The sequence below is a fragment of the Amycolatopsis sp. NPDC004772 genome, from assembly GCF_053601215.1.
Genome location: NZ_JBSGBK010000057.1, coordinates 17,399 through 39,815, shown reverse-complemented (window position 1 = coordinate 39,815; position 22,417 = coordinate 17,399). Strand labels below are relative to the sequence as shown.

12 protein-coding genes are annotated in these 22,417 nt (G+C 74.4%); 11 read left to right on the top strand and 1 reads right to left on the bottom strand.

The genetic code is table 11. From position 1 onward, the window contains the following. Nucleotides 1–31 precede the first annotated feature (31 nt). The 11 genes from ACWEF6_RS28695 to ACWEF6_RS28645 all read left to right on the top strand — a co-directional run bounded on the left by ACWEF6_RS28695 (nucleotide 32) and on the right by ACWEF6_RS28645 (nucleotide 20,944). The gene (locus ACWEF6_RS28695) at nucleotides 32–1,588 is read left to right on the top strand and encodes a hypothetical protein (protein WP_449685781.1); all 1,557 of its coding nucleotides are present in this window, start codon (nucleotides 32–34) and stop codon (nucleotides 1,586–1,588) included. A gap of 23 nt (nucleotides 1,589–1,611) precedes the next feature. After that, the gene (locus ACWEF6_RS28690; RefSeq protein ID WP_310970039.1) at nucleotides 1,612–2,049 is read left to right on the top strand and encodes a hypothetical protein; all 438 of its coding nucleotides are present in this window, start codon (nucleotides 1,612–1,614) and stop codon (nucleotides 2,047–2,049) included. Beyond that, the gene (locus tag ACWEF6_RS28685) at nucleotides 2,046–3,491 is read left to right on the top strand and encodes an FHA domain-containing protein (protein ID WP_449685780.1); all 1,446 of its coding nucleotides are present in this window, start codon (nucleotides 2,046–2,048) and stop codon (nucleotides 3,489–3,491) included. The genes ACWEF6_RS28690 and ACWEF6_RS28685 overlap by 4 nt, the downstream gene beginning before the upstream one ends. Before the next feature lie 24 nt (nucleotides 3,492–3,515). Further along, on the top strand, nucleotides 3,516–4,922 hold the full coding sequence (locus ACWEF6_RS28680) for an AMP-binding protein (protein WP_449685779.1): 1,407 nt from the start codon (nucleotides 3,516–3,518) through the stop codon (nucleotides 4,920–4,922). Next, nucleotides 4,919–5,293 (top strand): ectoine synthase, encoded by a 375-nt coding sequence (locus tag ACWEF6_RS28675; RefSeq protein WP_449685778.1) that lies wholly within the window; start codon nucleotides 4,919–4,921, stop codon nucleotides 5,291–5,293. Before ACWEF6_RS28680 ends, ACWEF6_RS28675 begins: the two co-directional genes overlap by 4 nt. Nucleotides 5,294–5,348: 55 nt before the next feature. Beyond that, on the top strand, nucleotides 5,349–6,899 hold the full coding sequence (locus tag ACWEF6_RS28670) for a lactonase family protein (protein WP_449685777.1): 1,551 nt from the start codon (nucleotides 5,349–5,351) through the stop codon (nucleotides 6,897–6,899). Between the two features lie 117 nt (nucleotides 6,900–7,016). Next, nucleotides 7,017–16,571 (top strand): beta-ketoacyl synthase N-terminal-like domain-containing protein, encoded by a 9,555-nt coding sequence (locus tag ACWEF6_RS28665; protein ID WP_449685776.1) that lies wholly within the window; start codon nucleotides 7,017–7,019, stop codon nucleotides 16,569–16,571. Between the two features lie 21 nt (nucleotides 16,572–16,592). Next, nucleotides 16,593–17,456, top strand: coding sequence for a phytanoyl-CoA dioxygenase family protein (locus ACWEF6_RS28660; RefSeq protein WP_449685775.1), 864 nt, complete (start codon nucleotides 16,593–16,595; stop codon nucleotides 17,454–17,456). Between the two features lie 81 nt (nucleotides 17,457–17,537). Beyond that, on the top strand, nucleotides 17,538–18,443 hold the full coding sequence (locus ACWEF6_RS28655; RefSeq protein WP_449685774.1) for a DMT family transporter: 906 nt from the start codon (nucleotides 17,538–17,540) through the stop codon (nucleotides 18,441–18,443). 55 nt (nucleotides 18,444–18,498) lie between these two features. Continuing rightward, nucleotides 18,499–19,848, top strand: a complete 1,350-nt coding sequence (locus tag ACWEF6_RS28650; RefSeq protein ID WP_449685773.1) for a cation:proton antiporter — start codon at nucleotides 18,499–18,501, stop codon at nucleotides 19,846–19,848. A 7-nt stretch (nucleotides 19,849–19,855) separates the two neighbouring features. Next, entirely contained in the window at nucleotides 19,856–20,944 is a 1,089-nt protein-coding gene (locus ACWEF6_RS28645) for a DNA glycosylase AlkZ-like family protein (RefSeq protein WP_449685772.1), read from the top strand. A gap of 22 nt (nucleotides 20,945–20,966) precedes the next feature. Here the strand turns inward: ACWEF6_RS28645 and ACWEF6_RS28640 are convergent, their stop codons facing one another. Further along, the gene (locus ACWEF6_RS28640) at nucleotides 20,967–22,394 is read right to left on the bottom strand and encodes an MFS transporter (RefSeq protein ID WP_449685771.1); all 1,428 of its coding nucleotides are present in this window, start codon (nucleotides 22,392–22,394) and stop codon (nucleotides 20,967–20,969) included. Between the last annotated feature and the right edge of the window lie 23 nt (nucleotides 22,395–22,417).

The window sequence follows — 22,417 nt, the reverse complement described above, 5'->3', positions numbered from 1 at the left end:
AGCGACGAGAACAGTGAGCCGGTGAGTGAAAGTGACTGACACGACCGATGCCGTGGCTGCGCCGCAGCTGCCGACCGCACGGGCCGTCCCGCCCCTGCTGGACCAGAGTGCCATGTGGACCGACGAAATGGTGGCCGGCGCGGGCATCCCGGTGCAGGACGCCCCCTTCGTCAGCGTCGGCGGGGGAATGGGCTCCTTCGTCACCGTCGACTACCTGCGGATCGCCGGCGACGTGCCGGCGCAGGACATCCGCGTCCTGTCGAACCTCGCCCACCCGTGGGAGACCTACGAGTACCTGACCCGCGTTTCGCAGCTGCCGCGGGCCCGCCGGATCCGGTCGGACTCGGCGTCGCGGCCGGACAACCTGTGGGGCTTCCCGTCCTACGCGCTGCAGGAAGCGTGGCGGACCCGCAGCCTCAAGCCGTTGACGCAGGTGTTCCTGGAGCCGGACTTCGCCGACTTCTACACCCCGGTGCTCGGCACGGTGCTCGACGGCATCGCGCGGGAGGCCGACCGGATCCGGTACGGCGAGATGCTGGTGCGCGGCGAGGTGCAGGTGGTCCGCCGCCGCGCCGGTGGTGGCTACTTCAGCCTGCTGTCCCCGGCCGCCGCCGACGGGAGCCCGGCGCCGGGGCACGTCGCCTTCCGGTCGCGGGACGTGCACCTGGCCGTCGGTTACCCGGGCCTGCGGTTCCTGCCCGACATGCAGGCGTTCCGCGAACGGATGAACGACTTCCACCACCTGGTCAACGGCTACGAGGATCACGAGCACGTGTACCAGGCCCTGCGCCACCGGCCCGGCACCGTGCTGGTGCGCGGCGGCGGGGTCGTTGCCTCGGCCGTCCTGCACCGGCTGATCACCGACCGGCTCGCCGGTGGCGCGGAAACCCGGATCGTGCACCTGTTCCGCACCTTCTACGCCGGCCACCACGGGCCGCACCCGTGGGCGCGGCGGCCCGGTCGCGACGGCTGGGCGTTCCAGGGCTTCAACTACCCGAAGTCCGCGTGGGGCGGCCAGTTGCGCGCCCGGATGCACGGGCTGGAGGGCGCCGACCGGGTCCGGATCTACGAGCAGATCGGCGGGACGACGACGCCGTCGCGGCGGCATTGGCGCGAGGGGCAGCGGACCGCCCGGGAAGAGGGCTGGTACCAGCCGGTCTCCGGGCGGATCGCCGACCTGCGGCTCGACGGGCCGGGCATGGTGGCCACCATCGGCCGCCCCGAGGGCCTGGCGAACGTCGCCGTCGACTACGTGATCGACTGCACCGGCCTCAACGGCGACATCAGCGAGCACCGGGTCCTGGGCGACCTGCTGCGCCAGCCCGGCGTCGGACGCAACGTGCTCGGTCGGCTCGACGTCGGCGAAGCCTTCGACGTGCGCGGAGCGGACAACGGCGAAGGACGGCTCTACGCGACCGGCGCGGCCGCGTACGGCGGCTACTTCCCCGGGGTGGACACCTTCCTCGGGCTCCAGCTCGCCGCGCAGGACGTCATCGACGACATCGCCCGGCGCGGCTACTGCGACCACATGGGACCGGTCAGCTCCATCGCCCGGTGGCTGAAGTGGGCCACCGGACGCCGGATCTGACCGTACGTGGAGAGGACGACGACGTGGTGCCGACACTGCTCGGCCGGATCCAGACCCGGCTGTTCCTGCTGATCTTCCTCGGTGGTGCACTGACCGCGCTGCTCGCGCCGATCCTGCCGATCGACGCCCCGGTGGCGCAGCGGTACCAGGCCACCTTCGTGGTGCTGGGCGCCGTCACCGTGCTGGGGGTCGGCTGGGAGTTCGTCTACCACCTGCTCATGCAGTGGCGGTGGGAGAAGGACTGGCCCACCCTCTTCGGCCTGCTCACCGCCGTGCCGGAGGGAATCCTCGTGTGGGTCCTGGCCGGCCGGGGGCGGTTGCCCTGGCTGCCGGGCCCGGTGCCGTGGGGCGCGTTCCTGATCCATTTCGGGGTCGTCTGGCTGGCGGTGTGGCTGTTCGCGAACGGGCCGATGCGGGTGCCGTTCATCCGATGGAGGTTTCACGGCGGGAGACTGGTATGAGCACGGTTCTGGACAACGCACCGCACCCGGCCGCGACGGCCCCGGACGGGCTGCACCCGTTGCGGGGCAACGCAGTCCTGGCCCGCTACGGTGACCTGACCCTGGTCTGCGAAGCGGTGCCCGGCCGGCAGCACCGCATCGGCGCGCTGCTCGACGCGGTCGCCGCGATCGCGGCGGACGAGGCCGATGCGCGGCAGCTGAGCCGCCGGGTGGCGGGACTGATCGACGCGGACGCCGAAGACTTCCCGGCCCTCTGCGCCTTCGGCCCGACCGGCAACGGCATGGCGGCGGTCGTGCACGGAGGGGCCGAGCTGATCGTGACGGTCAACGGCCGGCACGTCCACCTCGACGGCCGCGACGCGGCAACGGTCCTGGACCGGGTGATCACGGATCGGGTGGACGCCGTACGCGCGGTCCTGGGCGGCACGGATCTGGGCACGGTGGACGACACACCCGCGCCGGCCCCGGCTCCGGCCGAGCCCGCTTCGGTGCCGGCCGCGCCGGCTTCGGCGCAGGACCCGGCCGCGGCCCCGGCTCCGGCTCCGGATCCGACCGAGCCGGCTCCGGCGCCCGCACCAGCTCCGGCGCAGGACCCGGCCGCGGCCTCGGCTCCGGTGGCGGGGCAGGCAACGGCTCCGGCTCCGGTGCCCGCGCCAGCTCCGACGCCGGCGCAGGTCCCGGCCGCGGCCCCGGCTTCGGTGGCGGAGCAGGCGACGGCCCCGGCTCTGGTTCGGGCCGCGGTAGCGGAGCAGGCGACAGGCCCGGCTTCGGTTCCGGCGGCCGGACCGGCTCCGGTGTCGGCGCAGGTCCCAGCCGCGGCTCCGGCTGCCGTAGTGGGGCAGTCGACAGCTCCGGCGCCCGCGCCAGCTCCGGTGCCGGCGCAGGCCGCGGCTCCCGTCCCGATCCCGGCGCAACCGACCAATACCGCGCAAGCCATCACCATCGAGTCCACAACGGACAGTCGCTCCGGCGGCTTCGCGACCGTGTCCGGTGTGCGGTGCGCTCGTGATCACTTCAACGATCCCGCCGTCTCCTACTGCTCGGTGTGCGGGATCTCGATGGCGCAGGCTCCTCGCTCGCCCGATGTCGGGCCGCGGCCGCAGCTGGGGGTGCTCGTGCTCGACGACGGCACCACCGTCCCGCTGGTGCGGGACCTCGTGCTCGGCCGGATGCCCGAGTTCGACGAGGCCGTGGCCGCGGGGGAGGCCGATCCGGTCACGCTGGCCGATCCGCTCGTCTCGCGGCGGCACGCCCGGATCGCGCTGCGGGGCTGGCAGGTCGTCGTCACCGATCTGCAGTCGGCCAACGGGACCTTCGTGCTGCCGCGGGGGAGTGCCACCTGGCGCCGGCTGGAACCGGGGGCCGGCGCCGTGCTCGAACCCGGCTCGACCGTCGCCGCCGGGATGCGGCAGCTCCACTACTTCTCGCACCGGCACTGCTGATCCCCGACTCCGAAGGAGCCCGCCATGCCGTCGTCGTCCTTCCTCGCCCGCTTCTCCGCGTGGGCGCGCCACACGCCGGAGGCGCCCGCTCTGTCCGCCGGTGACCGGGTCGTCTCCTACGCGGCCCTGGGGCGCCTGGCCGCCGAGTTCGGCCCCGCCGTCGCGCGGACCGCCGGACCCGTCTGCGTGGCCCCGCGCCGGTCGCCGGAGACCGTCGCCCTCGTGCTGGCCTGTCTGGCCGGGGGCAAGCAGGTCCTGCTGCCGCCCGCCGAACTCGGGTCGGACGCGCTCGTCGACCTGTGCGGCCAGGCGGGGTGCTCGGCCGTGCTCGCGGGGGACGGGGAGTTCGTCCGGCTGGCCCGGGCGGACGTGCGGCCCGCCGCGCCACCCGGCCTGCTCCTGACCACCTCCGGCACGACCGGGCCGGCCCGGACGGTGGTGCTCGACACCGCCGGGCTCGACCGGTTCTTCGGCTGGGCCTCGGCCCGGTTCGGGATCGGCCCGGGCGCCGCGACGCTCAGCTGCGTGCCGCTGAACTTCGACCTGTCCCTGCTGGACGTCTGGGCCGCGCTGGCGGCCGGGGCACGGGCCGAGCTGGCCGCACCCGAAGCCGCCACCGACGGCGCCCGCCTGGCGGAGGCGTGCGAGCGCGCCGACGTCGTGCAGCTGTCGCCGATGCACCTGCGGATGCTGACCGAATCGGCGGCCCGGCCGCTGCCCGGCGTGCGGCACGCGATCTCCACCGGCGACGTCCTGCCGCCCCGTCTCGCCGCCGCGTTGCCGGCGCTGTTCCCGCGGGCGCGGGTGTGGAACCTCTACGGCTGCACGGAAACCAACGACAGCTTCCTGGCCGAAGTGGACGCCGAGGAGGCCCTCGCGCTCGGCGCCGTGCCCCTCGGTGACCCGATCGCCGGGGTGCGGGCGGCCATCGCCGGTGACGACGGCGAAACCGTGCCCGGCGCGGGGCGGGGCGAACTGCTGGTGTCGACGCCGTTCCAGGCCCGGGGCTACCTGGACCGGCGGCGGGGCGGGATCGTGCCGATCGGAAGCCCGTTCCGCACCGGCGACGTCGTCGAGCGCGACGAGCGAGGCCGGCTGTTCCCGCGCGGCCGCCGCGACGACCAGGTGAAGGTGCGCGGCGTCCGGACGAACCTGCAGCAGGTCGAGGCGGTCATCCTCCGCCACACCGACGTGGTCGACGCGCTCGTCACCGCGACCACCGACCCCGCCGAGGGTCACCGGATCAGCGCGTCGGTGCGGTTGCGGCCGCGGACCCGGCTCACCGGGCTGCAGCTGCGCGTGTACTGCCGCGCCAAGCTGCCGGCCACCGCCGTCCCGAGCGACGTCGAGATCGTCGAACACCGCATCGGCCGGACCGCGAACGGGAAGCGGCGGGCCGTGGCCACCTCGAAGGAAGGAACCCTGTCATGATCGTGCGTTCCAAGGCGGAAGTGACCTGCGTCGACTGGGGGAACGGGCTCAGCTACCGATTTCTCACCCAGCACGACAACATGGGGTTCACCCTGGCCCACACGCTGGTCAAAGCCGGTTCGAAATCGCCGCTGCAGTACCGCAGGCACCTGGAGGCCTGCTACTGCATCTCCGGGCGGGGCCAGGTGGTCACCGCCGACGGCACCACCTTCGACCTGGCGCCCGGCGTCATCTACGCCCTCGACGACCACGACGAGCACTTCCTCATCGCCTGCACCGAAGGCGACATGGAGCTGGTGAGCGTCTTCAACCCGCCGCTGCGTGGTGACGAGCGGCATTCCTTCGACCAAGCCGAATTCTCGCACTACTGAGCGGTTCGCCGGCCGGGGAGGCGGCCGGAACCGCCGGTCCAGCAAAGGAGTGACGATGGACAACACGACCAACGCCGGAGGAAGCCACGGCTTCGACCGCGGCCCCCGCACCCAGGGCTTCCCCGCCCAGCCGCCGCCCGGGCCACCCGGCGCCGCCCCGCGGCCGGACCTCGGCTTCGCGCCGCCCGCCCCGCCGCCGCGGCGACGGCGCCGCGGCCCGGCGATCGTGGTCGGGGCGCTGGTCGCGGTGATCGCGATCGCCGCCGGGTTCGTCGTCGGCTGGGTCGTCAACGACGACTCGGACGGCGCGGACGGGCTGCCGGTCCCGCTGGCCGCCCAGAACGGCACGGCCGCCGGCGACGCCGGGGACTCCCTCGCCGGGGCGGGCAACCCCGCCGCCGGTGGCGGTGGCCCCTTCGACCTGCGCCGCGGCGCGGTGTTCGTGCAGACGAACGATCCGACGGCCAACGAGGTCATCGCCTTCTCGCGCAGCGAGGACGGGCGGGTGCACGAGGTCGGCCGGTACAAGACCGGCGGCGTCGGCAGCGGCAGCTTCGAGGACTCCGCGCACGGCATCGTGCTCGGCACCACGGCGGGGGAGACCTCCCCGCAGCACAACCTCGACAGCGCGCAGCTGCTGTACGTGGCCAACGCGGGCAGCGACTCGATCAGCGTGTTCCGGGTCGCCGCCGACGGCCTCCAGCTGGTGTCGAACGTGCCCTCCGGCGGGACCAAGCCGGTGAGCCTCACGGTGAACCACGGCCTGCTCTACGCGCTCAACAGCGGTGAGCTCGACGACCGGTTCGTGCTCCGGTTCCCCGACCAGTTCCTGGACAACTGCACGCACGGCGACCAGCCGTCGGTCTCGGGCTTCCGGATCGACGTCGAGGGCAGGCTCACCCCGATCCCCTCGTCCACCCGCCCGCTCAGCGGCGGCGGCCGCTCCGGCTGCGCGCAGGTCTCGTTCACCCCGGACGGTTCGCAGCTGGTCGTGTCCGAGCGCGTCGCGACACTGCCCACGCAGCCGGCCGAGAACGGGGCCATCGACACCTTCGCCGTCAACCCCGACGGGACGCTGGGGGCCAAGTCCGTGCAGAACACCTCCGGCGCCGGCCCGTTCGGCTTCGCGTTCACCAAGGACGGCACGGTCCTGTTCAGCGAGCAGAACCACACCGACAAGGGCAAGGGCACCGCGAGCAGCTACACCATGCTGGGCAACGGAACCCTGAAGGCGATCAGCAAGGCCGTGCCCAACAGCGGCACCGACACGTGCTGGATCGTCCCGACCAACGACGGGAAGCTGGCGTTCACCTCGAACGCGCTGGGCGGCGGCTCGCTCTCGAGCTACCGCGTCGAAGACACCGGGGCGCTGACGCTGCTGCACCCGCAGGCCACCGACAAGGGCCCCAAGGACGGAACGCTGGACATCGCGCTCAGCCACGACAGCCGGTGGCTGTACCAGCTCAACTCCCACTTCGGGCTGCTGCAGGTGTTCCAGGTGAACGCCGACGGCACACTGAAGTTCCTCGAGGAGCACAAGGCGTTCGACGTGGTCCTCCCGGAGAACGGCGGCCAGCTGCCCCCGTTCGGGATCGCCGCGTACTGACCGTCCACAAAGGACCAGTAGGACTCCGCCGTGCGTGCTGTGACGCCGTGGCGACGGCGGTCCGGCAAGACTTCCGACCACACCGAGGCAGGCGCACGAACGACGAAAGTGGGCACCGTGAACAGGGAAACCGCTCTCACCCGGTCCCAGCTCCGCATGTGGTTCATGCAGGCGATGGACGTCCGGCGCACCGATCTGACGATCGCCTGCGCCGCCCGGCTCAGCGCCCCGATCGGGGTCGAGGAGCTGCAGCGCCGGCTCCTCGACGTCGTCGCCGGGAACCCGCTGCTGTCGGCGGTCGTCGACGCGGCAGCGGGTGAGCCGGTGTGGCGGTCGCTGCCGCCGCGGGAGGCCGTCCTCGCCGCGGTGCGGCCCACCGTGCGGGCCGCGAACCCGGCTCGGCTGCGCGCCCTCTACGCCGATTTCGCCGAGCAGCCGTGGGATCTGGGCCGGGAACTGCCGTGGTCGGCCGGCCTGGTCGTGACGCCGGAAGCGACGTACCTGTGCTGCCGGTTCCACCACCTGGTGTGCGACGGCGACCGCTCGCTGCAGCTGTTCCTCGCCGGGCTCGACGACCGGCCGCCGGCCTCGGCCGGGCCGGAGCTCGGCCGGCTGGTCACCGAACCGCCGCTGCCGGAGGACGCCGGCGCGGAGGTGGCCCGGCTCGCCGCGGCGCTCACCGCCCCGGGGGACCTGCGGCGGCGGGTCGTCGAGCCCGACCCCGGCGGCCACCGCTGGAGCGGGGTCCTGGACCCGGGGCCGGACGGTGCACCCGACGAAGTCCACCTCCTGCGGCGCCTGCGGGCGGCGACCGCCCACCTCGTCCCGGGGGAGCAGCTGCTCGTCGCGATCCCGTTCGACGGCGGCACGCCGGAGCAGGCCGGGCAGTTCGGCTACTTCGGCAACCCGGGGATCGCCGTTCTGCCGGCGGACGACGACGACTCGCGGTGGGCGGAGCGGGAGTACGACCGGGCCCGTGCTCTGGCGCAGGTGCCGTTCCAGCACGTCATGGCCGACGACGGGTTCCGCGCCGCGGCCGACCCCGCCCACCCCTTCGACGTCCTGCTCGTGCCCCGGACCCTGTTCGGCCACCGCGGGGAGCTCGTCGAGTCGGTGGCGGAGCCCGCCGTCAGCAGAACGCCGTACGCCCTGGTGCTCAACCACTGGCGCGACGGCGACGGCCGGCTGCGCGTGCAGCTGGAGTCCACTGTGGTCGGTCCGGAGGTGCTCGGCCACCTGGGCGCGAGGCTGCAGGGGGACACGGACCACCGCGACGACGGCCGCCAGGGAGCGCCGCAGGCGGAGCTCGACGTGCTCGAGCGGCTGTCCGCCGTGGTCGAGGCCCAGCCGGACGCGGTGGCCGTCGACGCTCCCGGCACCGGCACAGCGTCCTACGGGCAGCTGTGGGCGGAAGCCACGGCGCTCGCGGACGTCCTCGGCCGGACGCTGCCGCCGGAGCACCGCGTCGTCGCGGTGGTGGGCCGCAAGCACCCCGCCGAGATCGCCTGCGTGCTCGGGGTGAACCTGGCCGGGGCCACCGTGCTGCGGCTCGACCGCGGCCCGGCGGCCACCCGGCGCGCGCTGGCCGGGGTGGCGGGGATCGGCGCGGTCGTCCGGCTGCCCGGCTCCCCGGTGCGCGGCACCGGGCCGGAGGAATCGTTCGAAGGAAGCTTCGGGACGTACCGGATCGTCACCGGGGCCCGCGGCCCGGCCGCCGGTCCGGAGCGGCCGCTCTACATCACGCTGACGTCCGGCTCGACCGGACAGCCCAAGCCGATCCCGTTCGCCCGCGCGGACCTCTCCGCACTGGTCGCCTGGCACCTGCGGACGTTCCCCTCGCCGCGGCGGATGCTCCAGTTCTCCAAGCTGTCGTTCGACATCGCCTACCACGTCATCTACGCGACGCTGTGCGGCGGCGGCACCCTCGTGGCGGCCGGCAAGGAAGTCCGCGACGACCCCCGGAAGCTGCTGGAGTTCCTGGCCGCGGCGGACATCGAGAAGGTGTACCTGCCGACCGTGCTGCTGCGGCCGGTGGCCGAGTCGGCGCTGGTGGAACCGGCCGTGGCGACCCCGGCGCTCAAGGAGGTCCTCGTCGCCGGCGGCGGGCTCCGGATCACCCCCGAAATCCGCGAGTGGTTCGGTCGCACCTCGGCGCGGCTGGTCAACCAGTACGGCATGTCCGAGACCCAGGACGTCACCAGCCACCAGCTCGGGGGACCGCCGTCCGGCTGGCCGGACCGCCCGGCGGCGGGCTTCCCGATCGACGGCGTCGACGTCCGGGTGGTCGGCGGGGACGACGTCGAACTGCCGCCGACCCTCAGCGGCGCGGTGGTCGTCCGCCGCGGCACCGACGCGGTCGTCACCGGCGACGTCGGCTACACCGACCGCGACGGCAGGCTGCACATCCTCGGCCGGGACAGCCGGGTCATCAAGCGCCGCGGCTTCCGCGTCAACCTGCAGGCCCTGGAGGCCGAGACCGCCGCGGCACCCGGCGTGGCCGACGCCGTCGCCGTGCACCACCCGACCCCCGCCGGCGGCACCGAGATCGTCGTCGTGGCGACCCGGCAGGACTCCGCCGCCGAGCCCGAGCCGGCCGCGATCCGCGACCGGGTCGCCGAGCGCCTCGGCGACGGCTACGAGTTCGAGCTCCGGTTCGTGCCCGCGCTCCCGCGGCTGGCCAACCACAAACCCGACCTCCAGGCGATCACGAAGCTGGCCGAGGAGGCCGGCATCCAGCGGACGTCCGGTGCGCCCGCCGCCGAACCGGGCGCGGCGGGGTCGGCCGTGCTCGCCGCCGTCCGCGACCTCACCGGCAACCCGGCCGTCGACGAGCACTCCCGGTTCCTCGACGCCGGACTCGACTCGATCAGCCTGATGACCCTGGCGGCCCGGCTCGGCCGGGACCACCCCGGCCTGTCCGTCGCCGACTTCTTCCGCCACCCGGTGATCGGGGACCTGCAACGGGCCCTGGCGCAGCCGGCCTCCCGGCCCGCCGACGTGCGGCCCGCGCCGGCCGCCGCCCGCGAGCCGGACGAGGTGGCCGTCGTCGGCCTGGCCGGCCGGTTCCCCGGCGCCCCGGACGTCGAATCCTTCTGGCGCACCCTGCTCGACGGGACCTCCGCGGTGACGGCTCCCGGCGACGGCGGCACGTTCGTCCGCGCCCAGGGCCACCTGGCCGACGTCGACGCGTTCGACCACGCGTTCTTCGGGATCAGCCCGGCCGAAGCCCGGCGGATGGACCCGCAGGTGCGGGTGTTCCTCGAGCTGTGCTGGACCGCGCTGGAAGACGCCGGCGAAGTGGCCGGCCTGCCGGGCAAGAACGTCGGCGTGTTCGCGGGCGCCGGGCTGAGCACCTACCTGCTCAACGAGGTCGAGCCGCGGCGGCTGGCCGACGACGACACCCCGTTCCTGGAGCACAACACGCTCGCCGAACGGCTCGGCACCGACCGGAACTACCTCACCTCGACCGTGTCCTTCCGGCTCGGCCTGACCGGCCCCAGCGTCGTCGTGCAGGCCGCCTGCGCCACCGCGCTCACCGCCGTGCACACCGCCCGCCGGGCCCTGCTGGCCGGCGAATGCGACCTCGCGCTCGCCGGCGGCGTGTCGATCATCTACCCGCAGCCGGAGGGCTACGAGTACGTCGAAGGCTCGGTCCGCAGCCGCCACGGCGTGTGCCGCCCGTTCGACCGCGAGGCCGACGGGACCGTCTTCGGCAACGGCGCCGGGGTCGTCGTCCTCAAGCGCGCCCGCGACGCGCGGACCGGCGGCAACACGGTCTACGCCGAGGTCGTCGGCAGCGCCGTCAACCACGACGGGGCCGCGAAGGCCGGCTTCAGCGCACCGAACCCGGCGTCGCAGACCCGGCTGATCGACGCCGCCGTCGGCGCTTCGGACCCCGTGGTCGACTTCGTGGAAGCCCACGGCACCGGAACCGCGATCGGCGACGTCATCGAGTGGGACGGGCTGCTCGCGTCCCGCCTGCAAGCCCCGGACGAGGCCACGCCGTGCCTGGTCGGCTCGGTCAAGGGCAACGTCGGCCACCTCGACGAAGCCGCCGGGATCGCCGGGTTCGTCAAGGCCTGCCTGGCCGTCCGGTACCGGCTCTACCCCGGGACGTACGGCTTCTCCGCCCTGCACCCGGGCCTGACCGGGACCGGCCGGTTCACGGTGACCGGCGACAGCCGCAAGCTGCCCGACGACCGGCCCGTCCGCGGCGGCGTCAGCTCGTTCGGCATGGGCGGCGCGAACTGCCACGTCCTGCTCCGTTCGCCGGCGGCCCCGCGGGTGAGCGAAGACGCCGGGACGCTGGGCGACCGCGACGCCCCGCTCTACCTGCCGGTCAGCGGCCGGAGCCGGGACTCCCTCGGCGCACTGGCGACGCGGCTGGGCGAGCGGCTCGGCCACGACGCGGCCCAGCTGCCCGCGGCGAGTGTCGTGCGCACCCTCACCCACGGCCGCGAGCACTTCGGCGAGCACCGGGGCGTGCTCGTGCACGGTGCCGGCGCGCCGCCGTTCCGCGAGTTCCCGGCCGCCGCCGTGCGCGGCGAGACCGTCTGGGCGTTCCCCGGGCAGGGCAGCGGGTTCTCCTGGGACGCGGTGGCCGAGCTGGTCCGGTGGCCGGTCTTCGGCGAGCGGTTCCCGGCCCTGCTCGCGGAGTTCGCGGACCGGCTCGGGCCCGAAGCGTTCGAGCGGCACGTCGGACGGCGCACCGGTGACCCGGCGCGGCCGGTGGACACCGACGGGGCCGCGTGCGGCGATCCGTGCACGATCCGCGAGCAGGTCCTGCAGTTCTCGTTCCAGCTCGCGCTGGCCGACCTGCTGCGGTCGTTCGGCTGCGCCCCCGACGTCGTCACCGGGCACAGCCTGGGGGAGATCACCGCCGCCGTGTGCGCGGGCCTGCTGGCCGAACCGGACGCGCTCACGCTGGTGGCCGCCCGCTGCACCCTGATGGACGCCGCCCCGGCCGGGTTCATGGCCCAGGCGCGCTGCTCGCACGACCGGGCCCGGGCGCTGGCCGCGGACCTCGACCTCGACGTCGCGGCGGTCAACGGCCCGGCGCAGGTCGTGCTGGCCGGCCCCCGGCCCCGGCTCGACGACCTGCGGCGGACCGCGTCCGCGGCGGGCATCCACCTGACCCCGCTGCCCGTCGGCAAGCCGTTCCACAGCCGGCTGCTGGCCGGGGCGGCCGGCGAGCTGGAGCGCGGCGCGCCCGTCCCGGCCCACCCCGCCGCGGTGGCGTTCGTCGGCTCGAACGCGGCCTACGGCCCCACCCGCGAACCGGACGGCCTGCGGTACTGGACGACCCAGCTGACCTCGCCGGTGGACTTCCTCGCCGCCGCCGAGCAGGTGCTCGGCCGCTCGCCGCACCCCGCGATCGTGGTCGAGCTCGGTTTTTCCGCCACCCTCTCGCGCCTGGTGCGCGCCGCGGCGACCGACGGCGCGGTGCCGGCCCCGGAACTGGTCTGCGACCTCAAGAAGTCCGTCCCCGGCTACGTCGGCAAGGTCGCCGCGGCGGCCTACCGCGCCGGCCGCGGGCCCGATTGGGCCGCGCTCAACCGGGTGACCGGCGGGAGCCTGCTCCCGCTGCCCGCCTACCCCTTCGACCGCACCGAAATCCGGCCGCTCGGCCCGGTGCCGCGGCGCGGGCCGCTCGGCGACGTGCTCGCCCCGGACGTGCCGTTCACCCTGGCTCCGTCCGATGAGGACTGGATCGGCGGCCACCGCGTCGGCGACCGGTGGCTCGTCCCGGCCGCCGGCATCCTCCGCCTCTTCGCCCGGATCGGGCGCGCGGTGCGCCCGGACGGCACCGACGTCCTGCTGGCCGACGTCTCCTTCGAGCGGCCCATCGCCTTCGAGGCCGAGACCGACGTCGTGGAGGCCCGGATCTCGGTCGGGTCCGGCTCGCCCGCCGAGTGCGTCCTCTGGACCCGGCGGCCCGGGCAGGCGTGGACCCGCAACGCCGCGGCCCTGCTCACCGACGAGGTCCGCGAGGTCGAGACCCCGGACGGCGCCGCCGACCCGGTCGACGCCGACCGGCTCTACCGGCGGTTCGAAGACCAGGGACTGCACTACGGCACCGGCTTCCGCGGCCTCGCCCGGATCACCGCCGGCCCCGCGGCGGCGCGGGCGCACTGGCGGCCGGAAGAAGCCCGCGGGGACCGCACCCGCCTCGGCATCGGCACCGACGAGGTGGCCGCGGTCGACGGCGTGCTGCAGCTCGCGGACGTCCTGGCGGCCACGGCCGGACCGGACGTCCGGATGCCCGCGCACGTGGCGTGGGCCCGGCTGCGGGCGGTCGCGGCCCCGGCCGACCTGATCGCCGTCGGTCCCGACGGGCCGGCCACCGTTTCCGGCACCCTGTCCGGCGAGACCGGGGGTGTGGTCGCCGAGCTCGCCGGCGTCCGGTTCCAGGGCGATCGCCGCGGCGGCGAGGTGGCCCACCGGCTCGTGTGGCGGCCGCACGTCCCGGTCGGCGCCGACCTGCCCGGCCCGGTGGCCGCGGCGCTCGAGGAGGCGCACGCCGCCCTGTCCGCACCGGACGACGAAGTCACGCGGTACCAGCGGCGGATCCGGCAGCTGGAAGACCACGCCGTGCGCGTCCTCGACTCGGCGGGCGCCCGCGAGTACCTGGCCGGAGCGACCGGGACCACGCCGGCCGGCACCCGGCGCCTGCGGGCCTTCGCGAACCTGCTCGACCGCCCGCGCCCGGCCGTCACGGAAGTGCCGCCGGAGGGCGCGCTGGACGCCGAGTGGGCCATCGTCGGCAACTGCGCCGGCCAGCTGCCGGGGTTCTTCGACGGTTCCCTCGACGGCGAAAGCATCCTCTTCGGCGGCTCCGGCGCGGCCCGGCTGCGGTCCTACTACCAGAGCTCGTTCCTGCTCAACCGGCTCAACTCCGCGCTGGCCGGGGTGGTCGCGTCCGCGGCGGCCGCGCACTCCACCCGGCCATTGAAGGTCCTTGAGGTCGGCGGCGGCACCGGCGCCACCACCGAAGGCGTCCTCGCCGCGCTCGGCGACCTCGGGGCGGCCGCGGACTACACCTTCACCGACCTCAGCGAGGGGCTGAACCGGCTCGCCGCCGAGCGGTTCGGGGCGCACCCCGGCTTCCGCACGGCGCTCGCCGACCTCGACTCCGACACCTCGGTCGGCGCGCTCGACGACGACTTCGACGTCGTGGTCGCGGTGGACGTCGTGCACGCCACCCGGGACGTCGGCGCCACGCTGGACCGGCTCGCCGGGCGCCTCGCGCCGCACGGGATGGTCCTGCTGGTCGAAGACCTCAAGGCGCTGGCCTGGGTGGACCTGACCTTCGGGCTGCTCGACAGCTGGTGGTCCTTCGACGACGACGTCCGGGCGGACCACCCGCTGCTGCCCGAAGAACACTGGCGGGCCCTGCTGGACAGCCGGTTCGGCCGGGTCGACGTGCTCCGGGCGTGCGGCGGGCTGCCCGCCGGGGACACCGTCGCCGACGAAGGGCTGTTCGTCTGCGCCAACCCGCGCCCGGCGGACCGGGACGAGCCGGTCGTCGTCGACGTCGCGACCGGCGCGGACGTCGGGGAACTGCTGCCTGCGTCGGCACGCACGGCCGTGCTGCGGTTCGAGCCGGCCGAGCCGGACGCGGACACGGCCGGGTGGTTCGCCGCCGCGCTGCTGCGGGCGGTCCGGCGGGCCGAGGAGCTGCCGCGGCTGGACACCCTCGTGTTCGGCACCCCGGACGGGGCCGCCGCGGGGCCGGCCGGGGCGATGGCCGCGGCACTGGCCCGGGTCGCGGCCTCGGAAGACCGCCGGGTCCGGACCCTCGCCCTGGCGGTCGACGGGCACGGCCCGGCCGCCGAGACCGTCCGGCAGGTGAAGACTCTGCTGACGCACCGCGGCGCACACGTCGCCGCACGGATCTGCGACGGCACGCTGCTGCTGCCCGCGGTCGAACCCGCCGGTCCCGCTCCGGCCGGCGCGCCCCTCGACCACGACGCCCTGGTGGTGTTCGGCGGCGCGAGCGACCTCGCCCACGCCGTCACCGAATGGTTCGTCACGAACCACGGCACCGGCCGGGTGTGGCTGGCCGGCCGGTCGGTCCTCGACTCCGGCACCGAACGGTTCGCCGCCCGGCTCGCGGACACCGGTGTCCAGGTCCATTACCTGCCGGCCGACGTCGGCGACGAGGCCGACGTCCGCGCGGTGGCCGAGCGGGTGCTGGCGGACTCGGCGAAGCCGCTGGTGCTCAACCTCGCCGCGGTGCTGCGCGACGGCACGATCGACACCGTCGGCGCCGAAGACCTCGAAGCCGTGCTGCGGCCCAAGGTCCGCGGGAGCCACCACCTCCGGACCGCCTTCGCCGGCACCGCCGCCCGGTTCGTGCTGTTCAGCTCCACCAGCGTCCTGCTCGGCAACGCCGGCCAGGCCGCGCACGGCATGGCCTGCGCCTACCTGGACGGCCTCGCCGCGGCCCCGGACGTCGTGGCGGTGCAGTGGGGGCCGTGGGACGGCGTCGGCGTCACCGCCCGGCGCGGGCTGAACACGGCCTTGCGCCGGGCGGGGGAGAACCCGTTGCCCGCGGCCGTCCTGCTGCCCGAGCTCGACCGGGCCTGCCGGACCGGGGAGCCCGGCATCGCGGCCGACCTGAGCGCGCCCGTCCTGCGCCGGCACCCGTTCCACACCGCCTTGCTGCCCGCCCTGCCCCGCCCGGCGGCCACTCCGGACGCGCCGGAAAGCACGAGCGCGGCCCCGGCCGGTGAAACCGCGCCCGACGGCGAGCTCGTCACCGCGGCGGTGGCGTCCGTGCTCGGGGTGGCGCCCGGCGAGCTGGCCGCGGACCGGTCGCTGGCCGACAACGGCGTCGACTCCCTGACCCTGATCGAGGTCCGCGCGCTCATCGAGCGCCGGAGCGGGGTCCGGGTGCCGCTGAACGACCTGTCCGACGCGCCGACCCTGGCCGCGGCCGCGGACGCCGTCCGGCCGCGGGTCGCCCCGGCGGCCACCGAACCGGTGGCCACGGACCCGGTGTTCTACGTTTCCGGCATCTTCGGGCGGCTCGACGGCGCGCCCGACCTGGAGAGCGCGCTGACGACGCCGGGCGGGCTGGTCACGCTATCTTCGCCGACCCGCGAGGCGGGGGCGGCGGGCCGGACCGACGTCGTGGCGGTGGCCGGCGACCTGGCCGATCGGGTCGAGTCGGTGCAGCCGGAGGGCGAGATCACCCTCGCCGGTCACTCGTTCGGGGTGATGGTCGCCTGCTCGCTGGCCGTCGAGCTCAAGCGCCGGGGGCGGACCCTGCGGCGGTTCGTGGCCGTCGACGGCGAGCCCGTCGCCGCGGCCGCCGAAGCCGCCGTCGAACCCGCCGGTGAAGCGGAATTCACGCGCCTGCTGGAGCTGGGCGGCGGCGCGGGCCGCCTGTCCGGGGACAGCCGGGCCGAGGCCTGGGAGAGCTACCGGGTCAACTGCGAGATCGCCCGCTCGCCGCAGGTCGTCGGCGAGCTCGGCTGCCCGATCGTCGTCGCCGTGCCCGAGACCGCCACCGGCGTCGGTCTCGGACCCGGCCGCGCGGCCGCGCTGGCCGCCGAAGCCGAAGAGAAGTTGGGAGGTACTTCCGTTGCCGTAGTCCGCATCCCGGGTGATCACTTCTCGATGCTGCGCTCGCCGCACGTCACCCGGCTCGCCGAACACCTCGAGTGAGACAACCGAAGGAGACACGAGATGACTTCCATCGCCACCCCGGCGGCCGCCACCGAACGGTTGCTGACCCCGGACGAGGCCGCGCAGTTCCACGAAGACGGGTACGTCGTCAAGCGCGGGCTCTTCTCCGCCGGCGAGCTGCGCCCGCTGCAGGACGAGCTCGACCGCCACCCGGACATCCGCGGTTCGCAGTCCAGCATTCCCGACCTCGAAGGGAAACTGTGGAAGGTCACCATCTGGTGCGAGCAGAACGACACCTACGCCGGCAAGCTGCCGCGCCTGGCCCGGATGGTCGACAACACGTCCCTGCTGCTGGGTGAGGAAAGCTACTTCTGGCACATCAAGCTCGTCCGCAAGAGCGACGACGTCCCCGGCGCGGTCGACTGGCACCAGGGGTACGCCTACTGGTACGACGACTGCGTCTACCCGAACACCGTCACGTGCTCGGTCGCGCTCGACTCGAACAACCTGGAGAACGGCTGCCTGAAGGTGGTCAAGGGCTCGCACAAACTGGGCCGGATCGACATGGTCGACGTCGGCGGCGCGCACGTGGCCGATCCGGTGCGGACCGCGCAGATCCTCGACCGGCTGGAAGTCGTCCCGTGCGAGATGGAGGCGGGCGACGCGGTCTTCTTCCACGCCAACATGCTCCACGGCTCGCTGCCCAACAGCACCAGCCGGCCGCGCACGCTGATGCACTGCGTCTACAACGCGCGGTCGAACGAGCCGGTGGACCCGTCGAAGTCACCGCACCGGGCCTACCGCCCGACGGAGAAGCTGCCCGACGACACGCTCGCGCGCGGCGACTACGACACCGTGTTCGAGAAGCACACCTTCTTCGCGCCGGAGCAGCTCAACAGCGTCGGCGGGACCCAGGTCTTCTGACCACCGCGGTCGTCCCCGGCCGGATGTCCTTTGTGGACGGAGAAACCGGCCGGGGCCGGCGCGGTGCCGTAGGTTGGTCCGGTGGATGACGAGAGGTCAGACGTGGAGCCGTTGGTGCGGGAGAAGTCCGGCGACGCGCACGTGCGCCGGGAGCGGGTCGTCGGCATCCTGCTGATGCTGGGCTCGGCGACGTCGTTCAGCACGATCGGGTTGTTCACCCGGGCGACGACGCAGTCCCTGGGTGACGTGCTGTTCCTGCGCGGGGTGTTCGGTGCGCTCGCGATCTGGGTGGTGGCCCGGCTGTTCACCAAGCAGCGCATGACCGACCGGGAGAACTTCCGCTGGCCCGCGCTCGCCGTGGCCGGTCTGTTCACCGTCGGGATGACCAGCCTGGTCGGGGCCTACCGGCTCGGCAGCGTCGTGAACGTGTCGGTCATCTACGCGACCATCCCGATCGTCGTCGGGCTGGCCCAGCTGATCTTCTTCCGGCGCCGGCCGTCCCCGGTGTTCTGGGTGTCCGGCGCCGGCGTGGTGGTCGGCGTCGGCGTGATGGCCGGCGGCGGCCTGAGCGGCGGCGACCTGGCCGGCATGGGCCTGGCCTTCGTGATGACGGTGTGCGTGGCGGGGGTCATCCTGATCTCGCGCCGGCACCGGGACACGCCGATGCTGGCCGCGTCCGCGCTGGCCTGCCTGCTCTCCAGCCTGCTCGCGGCCCCCTTCCTGGACCGCGACCTGTTCGACCCGAAGGGGTTCGCCGTTTCGGCCCTGTTCGGCATCGTGACCCTCGGTCTGGGCCGCGTTTTCCTGGTGCTCGGCTCCGGCCGCGTGCCGTCCCGGGACGCGTCGCTGATCGACGTCCTCGACGCGCCCATGACGCCGGTGTGGACCTGGCTCGTCCTCGGCGAAGTGCCCGGTGTCAACGGCATCGCCGGCGGCGCCGTCGTGATCCTCGCCGTCCTGCTCGGCGTCCGGTACGACCGGGAGTGAGTGCCGGTCGTCCCCGGCGTCGCGGGCGGCTTTCCCCCCGAAGGTGGTCGAATCCGTGACTCCCCACATCAAAGCTGCTTCCGCCGGCGGAGGCGAAGCGGTGGCCGGCGTCGTCCTGGCCGACCTCGGCCTGCTGCTGGTGACCGCGTTCGCGTTCGCCCTGCTGGCGAAGCGCCTGCGGCAGCCCGCCGTGCTCGGCGAGATCGTCGCCGGGATCGCGCTCGGCCCCAGCCTGCTCGGCCTGCTGCCCGGCGACCCGACGGCGGTGCTGTTCCCGCCGGCCGCCCGGCCCTACCTGATGGTGCTTTCGCAGCTGGGCCTGGTGCTGTTCATGTTCGGCGTCGGCTACGAACTGCGGTTGTCGCGGCTGCGGGGCGTCGGCAAGCAGGTGACGGCGGTGTCGCTCGTGTCGGTCGCGCTGCCGTTCGCGCTCGGCGCCGGGCTCGCCCTGCTGCTGTACCCGTGGCTCGACCGGCACGAGCTGAAGATGGGCGGGGCGCTCGGGCCGGCGCTGTTCCTCGGCGCGGCGATGTCGATCACCGCGTTCCCCGTGCTGGCCCGGATCGTCACCGAGCGCGGTCTCCAGCACAGCCGGCTCGGCACGGTCGCCCTGGCCAGCGCGGCCGCGCAGGACTTCCTCGCGTGGTGCGTGCTGGCCGTGGTGGTCGCCGTCGTCACGGTGGGCGGTCCGTGGCCGCTCGGCCGGATCGCGCTCGGCTCGGCGGTGTTCGTCCTCGTGCTGGTGTACGTGGTGCGCCCGGCCCTGAAGTGGCTGCTGGCGCCGGAGCGGAAGTGGGCGGGCAGCCGGATCGCGGTGCACACCGTGCTGATGGCCGGGTTGCTGACGTGTGCGTGGACGACCGACGTGATCGGCCTGCACGTCGTGTTCGGGGCGTTCCTCTTCGGCGCCGTGGTGCCGCGGGAGGCGGTCGCCGCGAGCACGCCGGAGGTGCCGGCGCGGATCGAGCAGATGAGCCTGCTGCTGCTCCCGGTGTTCTTCACCGTCACCGGGCTTTCGGTCGACCTCGGGACGCTGGGGATGCGCGGGGTGGTGATCGTGCTCGCGGTGATCGCCGTCGCGTGCGTGAGCAAGTTCGCCGGCGCGGTCGGGGCGGCCCGCCTCACCGGGGCCGACGGGCACCGGTCGGTCGCGCTCGGCATCCTGCTCAACACCCGCGGCCTGACCGAGCTGGTCATCCTCAACGTCGGGCTGAGCCTCGGCGTGCTCGACACGCGGCTGTTCACCGCGATGGTGATCATGGCCGTGGTGACGACGCTGATGACCGGGCCGCTGCTGAGCCGTCTCAAGCGCCGTGCGCCGGCGGCCGCTTCGGTCGTCGCGCCGGCTCCGGCCCCGGCTCCGGAAGACGCCCCGGACGACGAGGACACGGCGCGCGCTGCATGATCGCCTCATGAGTGGAACCGGCCGGCTCCGGCGCCTGCGGGCGGCGGCGGTGCACGCGACCCTGGGTGATCCGGGGGCGCTGACCGCCGCCGTCGAGGCGCTGGAGTTCGTGCAGTACGACCCGATCCGCCGCCCGGGCCGCGCCCAGGACCTGATCCTGCGCCACCGGGTGCGCGGCTACCGCGAGGGCGCTCTCGAGCGGGCGTACGACCGGCTCGGCCTGGACGAGGGCTACCTGCACGTCTACGGCGCGATGACCCCGCGGCTGCGGGCGCTGGCCGACCCCCGCGGCCGCCCGGAGTTCGCGTACCGGCCCTCGGGCGTGGCCGCGGACGTCCTGGCGCTGGTCGGCGAGACGGGGGTCGTCCACCCTCGGGAGGTCGCGGCCCGCCTGGGCGACGCGCGGGTGGAGAACCTCTGGGGCGGCACGTCGACGGCCACCACGCACGCGCTCGACGAGCTGCACCGGCACTGGCTGGTCCGGGTCGCCGGGCGCCGCAACGGCGTGAAGCTCTACGGTCCCGCGGCACCGGTGTCCTCGACGGGCGACCCGGCGCTCGCGCTGACCGGGTACCTGGCGCGGTTGCTGATGCCGGTTCCGTTGCCCACGTTGCGAAGCGCACTGGTGCAGCTGCGCCGCCGAGGCGGAATCGACGCCTCGGCGGCGGTCGACGCCCTGGTGGCGTCGGGGGAACTCGTCGTCGAAGTGGTGGCCGGATGCGCGTGGGCCTGGCCGGCCGAGGCGATCGTCCCGGAAACGCCGGTACCGCCGAGGGTCCGGTTCCTCGCCCCGTTCGACCCGGTGGTCTGGGACCGCCGCCGCTTCGAGCTCCTGTGGGGCTGGCCGTACCGCTTCGAGGCGTACACACCGGCCGCGGCCCGCAGGTTCGGGTACTACGCCCTGCCGATGCTGACCGGCGACCGCGCGGTGGGCTGGGTCTGCTGCACGGCGACCGATGGCGGCTTGGCCGTGGAGGGCCGGTTCGCCGTCCGGGAGGAGAAGGGCAAGGCGTTTCGTGTGGGCTTCGACCGCGAAGCGGAGCGGCTTGCGGCGACCTTCGGGCTTTCGCTGCACTCGGCGACGTTGGGGGTGTGAGGGGTCTGTCGCCTGTGGTGGGTCAGCCGCGCGGGTCGGGGAGTTTGCGTCCGGCCGCGAAGATGACCAAGGCGACCAAGACCTGCACCGCCATCACGCCCGCGAAGGCGTCGCGGATGCCGAGGACTCCGGGCTCCGCCAGCCACAGGTACGAGCTGCCGAGCGTCGCCACGCCCGCGGCCACCGACACCTGTTGCACGGTCACCAGCACGCCGCTCCCGGCGCCGGCCTGGGTGGCCGGCACTCGGGACAGGACGACGCGGAACATCGTCGTCATCGTCAGGCCCTGGCCGAAGCCCGCGAGGGCCATGCCCGGGACCAGGGCGAGGATCGGCACGTGCGGCCAGGCGAGCAGGACCGTGCCGATGAGGACGGCGATCCCGGCCGCCTGGGCGAGCGCGCCCGTCGTCACCACCCGGTGTCCGATGTGGACCGTCAACCTGCTGCTCACCAGCGAGGCCACCAGGAACCCGACCGCCATCGGGGTGATCGCGAGGCCGGCCCCCGCGGCGCTGAACCGGAGGCCGTCCTGCAGCGTCAGCGCGTACACGAACAGGAAAGCGCCGAAGCCGGCGAAAAACGGCGCACTGAGCGCCAGTCCGCGTCGCATGCTGGGCAGCGCGAGCAGGGACGGCGGCAGCAACGGGGTGGCGTCCTGCCGCTCGGCCCGCCGCTGCGTGCGGGCGAACAGCACCGCGAGCACCGGGGCGGCGCCCAGCGACAGCCACGTCCACCACGGCCAGCCCAGCACGCGGCCGGCCATCAGCGGCACCAGGACCGCCAGCACCAGCGCACCGAACAACGGGGTGCCGGCCCGGTCGAGGCCGAGCGGGCGCTCCGAGCGGCTTTCCGGCACGGTCCGCCGGAGCGCGAGCAGGCAGACCAGCCCGATCGGCACGTTCACCAGGAAGATGGGCCGCCAGGTCAGGCCGCCGAGGTCGGCCGTCACCAGGAGGCCGCCCGCCAGCTGGCCGACGCACATGGCCAGCCCCGAAGTGGCTCCCCACCAGCCCAGCGCCTTCGACCGCCGCTCGCCGGCGGTGGTGGCCTGGATGATCGACAGCACCTGCGGCACCATCAGCGCCGCCGACGCGCCTTGCGCGGCCCGGGCCGCCACCAGCAGGCCGGCCGTCGGCGCGAGGCCGCCGGCGAGCGAGGTGAGGGTGAACAGGCCGAGGCCGACGGCGAACAGCCGCCGCCGGCCGAAGTGGTCGCCGAGCCGGCCGCCCAGCACCAGCAGGGTGGCGTAGGCGATCCCGTAGGCCGCGACGACCAGCTGCAGCACGACGGGTGTCGCGTGCAGGGTGCGGTCGATGGTCGGCAAGGCGACGTTGACGATGAAGAAGTCGACGATCGACAGACCGGCGCCGCTCAGCACGGTCAGCAGCCCGGCCGGGCCGAGCCCGGCCGGGGACCGCGTCCCCGGGCGCGTACCGATTGCTGTGTCCATGGTTCCACCCTCCGCGCTGCGGC

Coding starts and splice junctions, on each gene's coding strand:
- ACWEF6_RS28640 (WP_449685771.1), bottom strand. CDS start 22,394: ATGGACACAGCAATCGGTACGCGCCCGGGGACGCGGTCCCCGGCCGGG.
- ACWEF6_RS28680 (WP_449685779.1), top strand. CDS start 3,516: ATGCCGTCGTCGTCCTTCCTCGCCCGCTTCTCCGCGTGGGCGCGCCAC.
- ACWEF6_RS28645 (WP_449685772.1), top strand. CDS start 19,856: ATGAGTGGAACCGGCCGGCTCCGGCGCCTGCGGGCGGCGGCGGTGCAC.
- ACWEF6_RS28685 (WP_449685780.1), top strand. CDS start 2,046: ATGAGCACGGTTCTGGACAACGCACCGCACCCGGCCGCGACGGCCCCG.
- ACWEF6_RS28670 (WP_449685777.1), top strand. CDS start 5,349: ATGGACAACACGACCAACGCCGGAGGAAGCCACGGCTTCGACCGCGGC.
- ACWEF6_RS28675 (WP_449685778.1), top strand. CDS start 4,919: ATGATCGTGCGTTCCAAGGCGGAAGTGACCTGCGTCGACTGGGGGAAC.
- ACWEF6_RS28660 (WP_449685775.1), top strand. CDS start 16,593: ATGACTTCCATCGCCACCCCGGCGGCCGCCACCGAACGGTTGCTGACC.